Here is a 6,329-nt window from a genome sequence, read left to right as displayed (position 1 = left end):
CTCGTGTTAGGTCCCATCTTTATCGCGTCCTTTCTGTCATCTTCCCGCACTGGAATCAGGACAGTCTTTCACTTGTAGGACGCTGTTCCGCCGCTTTGCGGGGACGGGCCCGAGGGCCTGTCCCCGCAAAGCGGCGGGTCGCCCGAATTGGAGACCTGTTTGGCAGAGCTGCTGTTCACCACCGATGACTTTGCGCCGAACGGTATTCCTCGGCCGCACGTTCCGATGCTGCTCGATCGCGAGATGCGGCTGGTTGAACCAGCCTGTGCCTGGTTATTGCATGTTGCCCTCGTGAGAGGACGGACGCGCAGCATCCAGACGTGGCGGACTTACGGCGAGGTTCTCTACGACTGGTGGCAGACGCTCGAAGCCAATGAGTGGGCCTGGAATGTGATCGGGGTGGCGGAAATCGCTGCCTACCGCGATCGAATGCTCTCCGGTCGCAGCGATCATACGAGGCGAGCGTTTGCACGGAGCACCATCAATGGCCGGATCAGAACGCTCGCTCTGTTCTACCGATGGTGTGTCAATGCTGGCCTGACCGAAAATGCTCCGTTCACTGCGAGCGAACTGGCCTTGTCGCGGAGCCGGCCGCAAGGCTTTCTTGCGCACGTTGACGCGACAGGCGGACAGCAGGTCGTCAACGAATTGACTGTCCGACATACGCCGACGCTTCCCAGGCCGCTTTCGCCAGCCATGCTGCGGCGTGTAATGGCCAATTTGGGATCACGCGACCGACTGATCGTTGAATGGGCCGTCGCCACAGGCATGCGCCGGATGGAAGTCGCCGGATTGGGACAACGGGCGATTCCGCGATCCAACTCGGATGCCCTGACAGCCATCAAGATCGAGGAGACCAAGGGTGGCAAGCCGCGGACCGTTTATCCACCATCGCCTCTGGTCGATCGGACACGCACCTATATGCGTGAAGAGCGCACCATCATTGTCCGGCGTGCGCGATCGCGACATGGCGACTATAGGGAACCGGACGCGGTCTTCCTTACGGAATCCGGACGCGCGATCAGTCCGCGGCGCATCGGTGCAATGTTCGCGGCAGCTGCGGCTGCCGAAGGTGTCACCGCGAGCTTTCATGCGTTGCGCCACACCTTCGCAACGGCGATGCTCCGGTTCCTGCAACGGCGGGCACAGCACGAGCCGGAGCTCAATCCCCTCCTGACCCTCCAGGTGATCCTGGGGCATGCCGACCTCACCACGACCGCAATTTATTTGCGCGTTCTGGCAACCGATCTTACTTTTGTGGAGGCATCGGTCGATGAGCTGTATGAGGCTCTTCTGTGATGGCCCGGCGGCGCAAGGATTATCGGCTCGCGCCATCACCGGTACCGCTGGCGGGCGTGCCCGGTTCTCTGATCGTCAACTTCCTTGATCCCGACGGCAAGCTGGAGCGCAGCTTCGACTTCTCGGTCTATCGCAACAGGCCTGGGGTCGCGGCCGAAATAGCACTCGCCTTCCGACAGCATCATGCGGGCCACAGCGCCGCAACACGCAGGGGCGCCTTCCACATACTCCGTCGCTGGTTCGGGTTCCTGGATGAGCGAATGCCCTCTCTCGTCTCAATGCGCGAGGTCACCTCGGACGTGTTAAGATCGTTCATCGCATGGCTCAATGCCAAGTCATGGGCAAAAAGCACGCGTCACGCCGCCTGGTCGCAGCTCAAGCAAATGGTCCGTTGGTTGAAGCGGAACTGGCCAAGGCTAGTTGCACCAAATCTTGAGATCCCGTTCAACGCCTTCCCAAGGAAAAACGCAGAGACGCGCCCTCGCGACGCCTTGACCCGATCGGAAATAGAAGCGGTGCTAGTCGCGGCCAGGAGAGACATCGAGGAGAGCTGGTCGACTTTCCAAACAGGACAAGCCCTGCTCTCGCAGGTCGATCGCAAGGCCATCGCGCGGGAGCACGATCTTAGCCGCCTCGATCTCGACGATCTCGGCGTGATGCTTGCTGTCATCGTTGAGCATTATGGCGGCGTCGTTCCTCCGCAGAACGTCACATTGGAAAGGGGTGCGGGCCGGTGGCGGCTTTACTTCGCAGCGCTCAGGCATGGCGGGACCCCAAAGCTCGCCAGCTATCTTCATACCCTGCCCGAAACGCTCATTCCCTACATGATCGCTATCGGAGCGCAGAGCTATGCGAACCCAGAGGCACTTCGCGAGATGCGGCGGGACTGCATGAGCGAGCATCTGCTGCTCGATGGACGCGAGGTCATGACCTGGTCGAAAGGCCGTTCCAATCGCATGCAACGTCGCAGCTTCCTACGCGACAAGAGCCTCTCAGTGCCGAACCTGATCGACCGCGTTCTGGCGATGACAGCACCACTGCTGTCGCATGTCCCAGCGAAAGATCACGATCGGCTGTTCCTGGCGGCAAGCATAAACGGCACACGGGCGATCAAGCTGATTCCCGACTATCTGATGAGCAAACATGTTCGACTGTTCGCCCAGCGCCATGGTCTTGCTGATGAGAGCGGCGCGCCTCTTGCATTGACCCTAGCGGCATTGCGCACAACGGGACTTACACTGGCGCATGAGGCGCTTGGGCACGATATCCTGAAAACCCAGATACTCGCCAATCACTCTACGCCAGACACGACGCAGCGATATGTCGATCGGCCGATTGCACGCAGGGCGCAAGAACGGGTCATCGGCAATCTTCAGGCCCGCTTCATCGACGTTGTTCGAGGCGCGGATGGCAGCCATAAGCACATCGAACTCGACACGCAGGTGATCGACGCCAGACACGCCACCGCTGCAGGGTTCACCTGCAGCGATCCTCTGGCAGGTGTCGTAGAAGGTCAGAAGGCAGGACGTCTTTGCACGGCCTGGCTTGGCTGCTTCACCTGCCCGAACGCCGTGATCCCGCTCGATCCGGACGTTTTGGCGCGCTTGCTGTCCACCCGGGACGCCCTCGTTGCTGCGCGCAAGACATTGGCGCCAGACCGTTGGAGGCTCCTCTATGCACCGAAACTGGAAATCCTCGAGAACGACATCCTGTCCCGCTTCTCTCCCGAACTGCACCTTGCAGCGTCAGGCATGACGGCGCCAGCTTTGCCGGTGATTGAATGAAAGCGCGTCTTGATAAGACTACCTCGATAGCAACGTGGATGGATGCAGCGGTGTCGCCGAAGAGCCGCTTTGGCGACGACGAATGGCTGCTTGATATCCGAACGGCTGGTCGTCGCGCCGATCAGAACAGAATAGGCTGGCTGCTGCCGGTACCGAAGGAAGCGCTGATCAGCACAAAGGCCTGGATTGCCCTCCACGTTGCGGCAAAGCAGTTCCTCTGGTCCATGACCGTCAATCCGCCCACAGGTCGAAAACGACTGTCGGCAAGCTCGGTGCAGAGCAAGAGCATCAACCTGAAAACCATGATCAGGTGGATGGCGATAGATGGACTGGAGACGTTCAGCAGCATCGATGCTGCGGCGGTGGAGCGGTTGCGGGCCTGGCTTTTGACGCGGCCCGGATACAGCGGAAAGCCCATTACCGCCAACACCATTGTCAATTACATGGTGGTGCTGAAGGACCTTTATCGGCAACGCGCAAAGCTCGAAGATGCACCGTTGATCGATCCTCTACCACAGGAAACAACCTACGAAGCGGCGGGACTGACGCCGGCAACGAGAGGTGCGATCCCCTTCATCCCCGACGCCATCGCGATCTCCCTGCTGAACATCGCCTTGCAGTGGGTCGAAGAGCATGGTCCGACGATCGTGAAAGCGGAAACCATCCGTCGCGAAGCGCGGGCCTTTGGATTGACACAGCGCCATCGTCGCGGCCCATCGCATTTTGTCCGTAGCGCCTTAGCCCGTGCCGCATTGGCGGGGCCGGCAGGCGAACCCTTGTTGGGCGCCTATGCGGTCCGCCATGCCGCCAATCACCTGGTCGAGGCCTGCTATATCGTCATTGCCGGCTTCGTCGGCATGCGCGTGAGCGAAATCCTCTCGATGGAGGTTGGCGCAATCGAGTTCCGCGCCATCGGCGAAACCGGCGTCAAGCAGGCCTATGTCGTGGCCAGGCTCTTCAAGACCGTCGACCAGCATGGCGGGCGGGCGGAGCGCTGGATCGCTCCAGAACCTGTCGTGACAGCGGTCAAGCTGCTCGAGCAATTGAGCGCGCCGTTCCGGGAGGTGTCTGGCAAGCGCGAGCTGTTCCTTGTGAAAAATACGCAGTACGGCGAGATCGTACCGGTCACCCAGATGCACATCGGCTGGCGGATCAATGACTTTGCCCGTCATGTCGGAGTGCCATTGCATGAAGGAAAACCTTGGCCCTTCAGCACTCACCAGTTCCGCAAAACCTTCGCGCGCTTCATCGCGCGTAAAGACCGATCGCAGCTCCTCGGTCTGGCCGAGCATTACAAGCACGCGTCGGTCGCGATGACCGCGCGCGGATATGTCGGCAGCGACTTCGATCTTCATCAGCTCGTCAACCATGAAAGCCGCGAAGAGACAGCGACAGCACTGGAAAGGCTGTTGGTGAGCGACCGGCTCGCGGGACGGATGGGCGAACGGATTGCCGCGGGCAACGCGCGCTTCCGGGGACGCGCCGGCGAGCAAGTGAGGCGCGATTACATAGAGTTCGTGCTGAAGGAAACGGACCTGCGGATCCATGCCTGTGACTACGGCTGGTGTGTCTTCCAGTCGGAAACCAGCCGATGCGGCGGCGAAGTTGCGCCGAGCGAGGCAGGCCGGAGCCCATCGGTCTGCCTGGAGTGCGCCAACATGGTGATCGAGGCGCGTCATGCGCCGTATTGGCGGGACCGGCGAGCCCGCAATGAGGCCTTGATGCCGGGCGCCAATCCGATGACCGCCGCCGTTCTCACAGAAGCGATCAACCAATGCGAAAACGTGTTGAACAAGATCGGAGGAGATGATGAGCACATCTGATCCGCCATCCGCGTCAACAACGTCCGCCGCTCGTGCCTATCGCGCGGCTCTTGCCCGTCTGGCCCGCGGCGAAGGACGCCACCCTAATCATCAGGGCCGAGTGGTACGGATCAATCCGGCTTCCGTTGCGCGGGAGGCAGGCAAGAGCCGCAATCCGCTCTACACGACCCACCGCGACATCCTCGATGAAATCGAGGCAGCTTCGCAGGCACCGGGGCCGGCCAAGGATCTGGCTGCAAGAGTGCAAGAGATGGGAGCAGAAATTGCGCTCCTGCGATCGGACGCCCGTCGGCACGCCGAAGAAAAACGCAAGTTGGCGACCGAGAACCTTTCCCTTCTGCACAGAGCAAGGGTTGCCGAAGCGCAACTGGCTTCATTGCAGCGGCGAGCGGCAACGGCGCCCGCCGCTGAACTGTCTGTCAGGCCGCTGCGCTGACCTGGCTGGATGGTTGCCGGGCATGCATCCAGTCGGCCGCCTGTTGAGCCTTGCTGGCGGCGGTGAAGATAGCGGAAGAGTCATTGCGCAGGACCTTTAACCAACTTGAGATGTACGAGGCGTCATCAGGTCGAGGACCCGCCACAATACCGAGGTCTGCAAGGATCATCGATGACCCCACCTGGGCAATAATCTCCTCCATGGCATAGGCCTCGGAGCCGAACCGTCCGGATAGATCGCGGTCAAGTCGATGCTTTGCTGCCGTTGCATGGAGCCCTTCATGAAAAAGCACACTATAATGAGAGGCAGCATCCCTGAATGAACTGAAACTTGGGAGATGCACCCGATCAGCCGATGGCAAATAATAGGCTTCATTGCCGCCATAGACGGTATTGATGCCAAGGTTGGCGTAGAAAGCATCGGCATGCGGCCGAACACATTGTCGGTCAGCTTGATGTCTGTACCGGGCGACGCGTTCTTCTTCTGAGTGCGCAGCAATAGGTTCCGGCTCGTAGCCATCGACCTGCGCGCAGTTGAACACGGAATAGCCGCGAGCAAAGAAGCGGCGGCGCTCCGCTCCATCATCCGAACCGCTGTCATCCTCGTCACCGTCACCGCCGATCTGCTTCCAGAAAACGACCGTCGTGGAGCGCTCGCCTTTACGCACCTGAGCGCCAAGCGCCTGCCACTGCCGATAGGTTCCCCAGAGGCCTGTTGGATACGCGGCGCTTTGCGCCGCGACCCACAAGGCGAGTGTGTTCACGCCCCGATAGGCCTTGCCGGAGGCGACGTTGACGGGCCGCGCCGTCGCGGAGCCGTTGTGGTGCCAAGGCATGACATACTCGCCGGCGCCGGCTTCGATAGCCGCAACAATCTCGGCTGTTATGCGGGCGTAGACATCCGCGCGATCGAGAGAAGCCATGGTCAGGCCCTCCCAGCAACAGGCGTCGCGACAAGGAGGACACTTGCGATGAAACCTAACTCGTG

The 6,329-nt window shown here is 60.7% G+C and carries 5 protein-coding genes; 4 read left to right on the top strand and 1 reads right to left on the bottom strand.

Annotated elements, in window-relative coordinates; all coding sequences use genetic code 11:
* Window positions 1–159: 159 nt before the first annotated feature.
* The 4 genes from NKH13_RS35375 to NKH13_RS35360 are packed head-to-tail and all read left to right on the top strand — an operon-like array spanning window position 160 to window position 5,342.
* Window positions 160–1,299, top strand: a complete 1,140-nt coding sequence (locus tag NKH13_RS35375) for a tyrosine-type recombinase/integrase (protein ID WP_352917468.1) — start codon at window positions 160–162, stop codon at window positions 1,297–1,299.
* The gene (locus NKH13_RS35370) at window positions 1,299–3,083 is read left to right on the top strand and encodes a site-specific integrase (RefSeq protein ID WP_352917466.1); all 1,785 of its coding nucleotides are present in this window, start codon (window positions 1,299–1,301) and stop codon (window positions 3,081–3,083) included. Before NKH13_RS35375 ends, NKH13_RS35370 begins: the two co-directional genes overlap by 1 nt.
* On the top strand, window positions 3,080–4,906 hold the full coding sequence (locus NKH13_RS35365) for a site-specific integrase (protein ID WP_352917464.1): 1,827 nt from the start codon (window positions 3,080–3,082) through the stop codon (window positions 4,904–4,906). Before NKH13_RS35370 ends, NKH13_RS35365 begins: the two co-directional genes overlap by 4 nt.
* The gene (locus NKH13_RS35360) at window positions 4,893–5,342 is read left to right on the top strand and encodes a hypothetical protein (RefSeq protein ID WP_352917462.1); all 450 of its coding nucleotides are present in this window, start codon (window positions 4,893–4,895) and stop codon (window positions 5,340–5,342) included. The genes NKH13_RS35365 and NKH13_RS35360 overlap by 14 nt, the downstream gene beginning before the upstream one ends.
* On the opposite strand, the gene NKH13_RS35355 is transcribed toward NKH13_RS35360, so the two are convergent.
* A complete protein-coding gene (locus tag NKH13_RS35355) occupies window positions 5,326–6,264 on the bottom strand; it encodes an ArdC family protein (protein ID WP_352917460.1) in 939 nt (312 codons plus the stop codon). The genes NKH13_RS35360 and NKH13_RS35355 overlap by 17 nt on opposite strands.
* Between the last annotated feature and the right edge of the window lie 65 nt (window positions 6,265–6,329).

Source organism: Mesorhizobium sp. M1348, assembly GCF_040317925.1.
Lineage (GTDB): Bacteria > Pseudomonadota > Alphaproteobacteria > Rhizobiales > Rhizobiaceae > Mesorhizobium.
The sequence above is the reverse complement of the archived record's forward strand: the minus strand, read 5'-3'. Positions and strand labels throughout refer to the sequence as shown.